We start from the raw sequence: 3,925 nt of genomic DNA, 5'->3' as shown, positions 1-3,925 counted from the left end.
GGCTAAAAAAACATAAAAAATATTAAAGTTTTCATAAAGTTTTCATAAAATTGAAGAAAATAGATAGACAGACTTTTTTTGTTTGGAAATATGTTGTACTTTTACATCGCCTTGAATGAGGGAACAAGTCAAGGTAATAAATTTTTTTTCATCATTTGTGTTTTTAGAATCGTATCGCCTGATACGATTCTTTTTTTATACCTTTTCAAAGCGTAATAAAAGGTTGATGAAGTAGGAGTATGTGACTGAACCTTCCTGCTGATTACTTTTTAAAAACAAATTATTAGTAAAATGAAAGAAATCATCAAGCCAACCTTGATGCCGGATAGCAAAATCCTTTTCATACTGCCTGTCTCTTTTCATTGCCGGAGAATAATTATCCAAAATAATTTTTACAAAATCAGGATCTTTTTCGATTAATGAGTTTAACAGGCTTTTTAATGTGAAATACTCAGTACTGTATCTCAGTTCTGCATTATTGGAATTAACTCCTACTAAATACCCTATAAAGTTAGCTTCCTGTTCTCTTGCAAATCCTAATTGATGCGAACTTTCATGAGCTAATGTAAAAGGTAAATAGGAAGAAGGAAGCTCGGAATTATATTGTGCTTCAGAAGTAAATGGATTGTAATACCCTAGAATTCCTGTAAAACTCATAATGCTTTTAAAAAGGCTTGGCTTAAAGGAGTTGATTGAGTAACTATCCTTGTTGGAAATATATGCTGGAAGTTGATGTTGTTGTGATAGTATTTCTTGTTGGACTGCATCTAGGTCTGTAACTGTGAACACTCCGTTTGCATCTTCTTTAACCATTGCTCTGGTATTTTTACATTTTTCCAGATAGAGTAGAGTTAATTTTTTAGCTTTACCTGGTGCCGGTTCTTCTTTGGAAAGCTTTTCAATGATAGGCGTTTGAAAATAAAGCATTCCCCAAAAAATCTGATAAGAAAAATAAAAGATGTTGATGATGATCAATATTCTTAAAATAGCATGATGTCTGTTTTTCTTTTTAAAAGATTTTAAAATATAGTATAATAAGAGTGTTCCTAATATAACATATAAAACATCTCCAAAAGAAAATGGAATCCAATAAAATAGGAGTTGGTGAAGTTTTTTCTGTAATTCAAAAAAAGATTCAAAAAACAAAATGCTTGCTTTTGATTTTGAGAAGCATAAGAATAAAAGAATTTGGACAACCAAAATAGTTGTCCAAATTCTTTTTTTTTGATATATCTTTAAGTGATTAATGTCCATTTTCTTTAGATATTTTGTCAAGATCAATACCTTGGGCTTTTAAGATACTACTTACACGAATAGCATAGAAAACCAGATATGCAAAACAAATAACTCCTATAATGTAACTAAAGTGGATGTTGGTAAAATCAGCTACATATCCTTGAATTAAACTTATAATTCCACCTCCCATGATCATCATGATAAGGAAACTGGATCCTTGATTAGTGTGTTTCCCGAGTCCGTTCAATGCCACGGCAAAGATACATGGCCAAAGGGTGGAGCAGAATAAACCTACACTGGTAAATGCATATACAGAGACCATACCTGTAGTAAACATACCGATTAATAAAGCTATAATTCCAGCGCTAGAAAAAATAAGCAATATTCTGGCAGGATTTCCCTTGCTTATAATATCACATATGATCATTACAATAATGATGAGGGAATAGATATAGAAGTGTGATAAATCATGTTTTGCTATTGCATTTACAAGAAGGAATACTCCAAAGGCAAGATAAGGAGCTAGAAATCTTAATAATTTCTTGATATTTGCCTTGATATCGAAGGCTTCTACAGCGCCTGTCCATCGTCCAATCATCAATGAAGCCCAGTATAAAGAAATATAAGGTGCGATATCTTTGGTCTCAAACCCTAAGTCTTTTTCCATATAAGCAGGTAAATTACTGGCAGTGGAAACTTCTACTCCTACATATACAAATATTGCAATCATTCCTAAAAGTAACTGAGGATACTGAAATGCAGAGGATCTGTGGTTGGATGTTTCTGATATTTGATTCTCTTCATCATTATTTTCAGTAACAGAGGGAAGTGAGGAAAATTTCAACATTAAGGCAACAAGAACAAAAGCAGCCCCTAAAATAAGATAAGGTATTTTTACGCTCTCAATACTGGCTTCTGTATTAGCGGTAGTTGCAGAACCAAAAATGGCAAATGAAACAATAAGAGGTCCAATGGTAGTTCCCAGGTTATTAATTCCTCCTGCCATGGTTAATCTTTGAGATCCTGTTTCGGGTGGGCCTATTTCCAGAGCAAGTGGATTGGCTGCAATTTGTTGTAAGGAAAACCCTAATCCTACTGTGAATAACCCGGAGATCATTAATATAAATGAGCCTGTATTGGCTGCAGGATAGAATAGTAAGGTCCCTGCAGCAGAAATCAGAAGTCCCACAATGAGTCCGTTTTTATATCCGATTTTATTGATTAAGTCTTTTTTGAGTCCTTTAGATACAAGCATGTATATTAAAGATCCGATAGTGTATGCTACATAAAAACATATTTGTACCAGCATACTTTCTGTTTGGGTGAGATTAAATGCCTTTTTGAAAACAGGAATCAAAATGTCATTACTCGCAGCTACGAAGCCCCAGAAAAAGAATACCGTTACTAATGGTATGAATTGTCCCCAATTAGTTTGTTTAGAATTATTTGACATATTTTTTAAAAATTTCGGAACAAATATAATTATTTCTTTTAATAGCTGTTATTAATTAAGGTTTTTTTAATCTTTTGATAAGTTTGTGTTTTCATTTCTTTTTGATCAGATGAAGGCTCAATAATATCATTAAAAAAAACTTTTACTTTACCGGGATATCCTTTAGAATTATCAAAAGGAAACATTTCCTTCAGACCTACAAAAGTATATACTGCTAGGGGGGACTGGTGCTTAGAGGATAATGTAAAAGCTCCGTCTTTGAAGTCATCTAAAATAATAGAAGTGTCATCCGGGACTCCGCCCTCAGGAAAGATAACAATACTATTTCCTTCCTGCATTTTTTCAGCACATCTTCTGTAGACGTCGGCGCGGCTTCTGGCACTTGTTCTGTCTACCATTACGCAGATTCTTTTATAAATAGTTCCGAAAATAGGAATCTTTACCAACTCTTTCTTGCCTACAAAACAGAGAGGATGGTTTGGGAATAAAATACATGGCAGCATAATATCCATGATGGAAGTATGATTGGAAACAAAAACATATTGTCTTCCCTTATCTATTTTTTTATCTGTCAGATGGATCAGTTCATATCGGAATCCCATCCCGTAAAACATTCCGTAGCACCAGAAACGAATGAACTTATAGGCATATTTATAATGCTTTTTATTGAAGGATAAAATATAAACCGGTATTCCCAAAACAATTGTTAATACAAATGCTAATATCAATAACCAAAACCTCCACAGATAGTTTAATATCTTAGCCATTAAAAATTACTTTTTTCTTGACTGAATAATTGAGGATAGATACCAATAATATTGCAGAAATTTTACTGATCATTTCAGGACTTAAAGTATAAAATAGCAAATTAATATTATCTTTAAAAATAAAACTGTAAAAAATCTGAAAAAATCCAAGGCTTAGCAGAGTGGAAACAAAAGATACAGCCATAAAATAGGCGAATTCCTTTCTCTTCGAATGTTTTCCTCTTTCAAAAACAAACCAGATACTTAAAAAATAATTACTAAGAATCCCGCAGCTTGTTGAAAAAATGTTACTAAGGGGATAATGTATTCCATGGAAATTAACTTCATTAGGAAGTCCTTTCGGAATATAAGTACTGAATATTTTAAAACTCCCGATCTCTATAATCGCACTAAGGCCTCCGGCAATTACGAAGAACAGAACTTGTTTTTGTCGTAGAATTAATTCTCTCATCCTGTATATATGATATGC

General features: G+C 32.9%; 4 protein-coding genes. All 4 read right to left on the bottom strand.

What is annotated here, in order from left to right; genetic code table 11:
* Positions 1-195: 195 nt before the first annotated feature.
* The 4 genes from Q0A18_RS03025 to Q0A18_RS03010 all read right to left on the bottom strand — a co-directional run bounded on the left by Q0A18_RS03025 (position 196) and on the right by Q0A18_RS03010 (position 3,907).
* Positions 196-1,146, bottom strand: coding sequence for a DUF3810 domain-containing protein (locus Q0A18_RS03025; RefSeq protein ID WP_363315940.1), 951 nt, complete (start codon positions 1,144-1,146; stop codon positions 196-198).
* A gap of 97 nt (positions 1,147-1,243) precedes the next feature.
* Positions 1,244-2,689, bottom strand: a complete 1,446-nt coding sequence (locus tag Q0A18_RS03020) for an MFS transporter (RefSeq protein WP_292008691.1) — start codon at positions 2,687-2,689, stop codon at positions 1,244-1,246.
* Between the two features lie 38 nt (positions 2,690-2,727).
* Positions 2,728-3,456, bottom strand: a complete 729-nt coding sequence (locus tag Q0A18_RS03015) for a lysophospholipid acyltransferase family protein (protein ID WP_292008690.1) — start codon at positions 3,454-3,456, stop codon at positions 2,728-2,730.
* The gene (locus Q0A18_RS03010; protein WP_292008692.1) at positions 3,449-3,907 is read right to left on the bottom strand and encodes a GtrA family protein; all 459 of its coding nucleotides are present in this window, start codon (positions 3,905-3,907) and stop codon (positions 3,449-3,451) included. Before Q0A18_RS03010 ends, Q0A18_RS03015 begins: the two co-directional genes overlap by 8 nt.
* Positions 3,908-3,925: the final 18 nt, after the last annotated feature.

Origin of the sequence: Chryseobacterium sp., from assembly GCF_022712095.1 — a bacterium.
Classification (GTDB): Bacteria; Bacteroidota; Bacteroidia; order Flavobacteriales; family Weeksellaceae; genus Chryseobacterium.
This window is presented reverse-complemented; position numbering and strand designations above follow the sequence as displayed.

Bases quoted from the DNA above. Each gene is read 5' to 3' on its own strand.
- Q0A18_RS03010 (WP_292008692.1), bottom strand. From the start codon at position 3,907: ATGAGAGAATTAATTCTACGACAAAAACAAGTTCTGTTCTTCGTAATT.
- Q0A18_RS03015 (WP_292008690.1), bottom strand. From the start codon at position 3,456: ATGGCTAAGATATTAAACTATCTGTGGAGGTTTTGGTTATTGATATTA.
- Q0A18_RS03020 (WP_292008691.1), bottom strand. From the start codon at position 2,689: ATGTCAAATAATTCTAAACAAACTAATTGGGGACAATTCATACCATTA.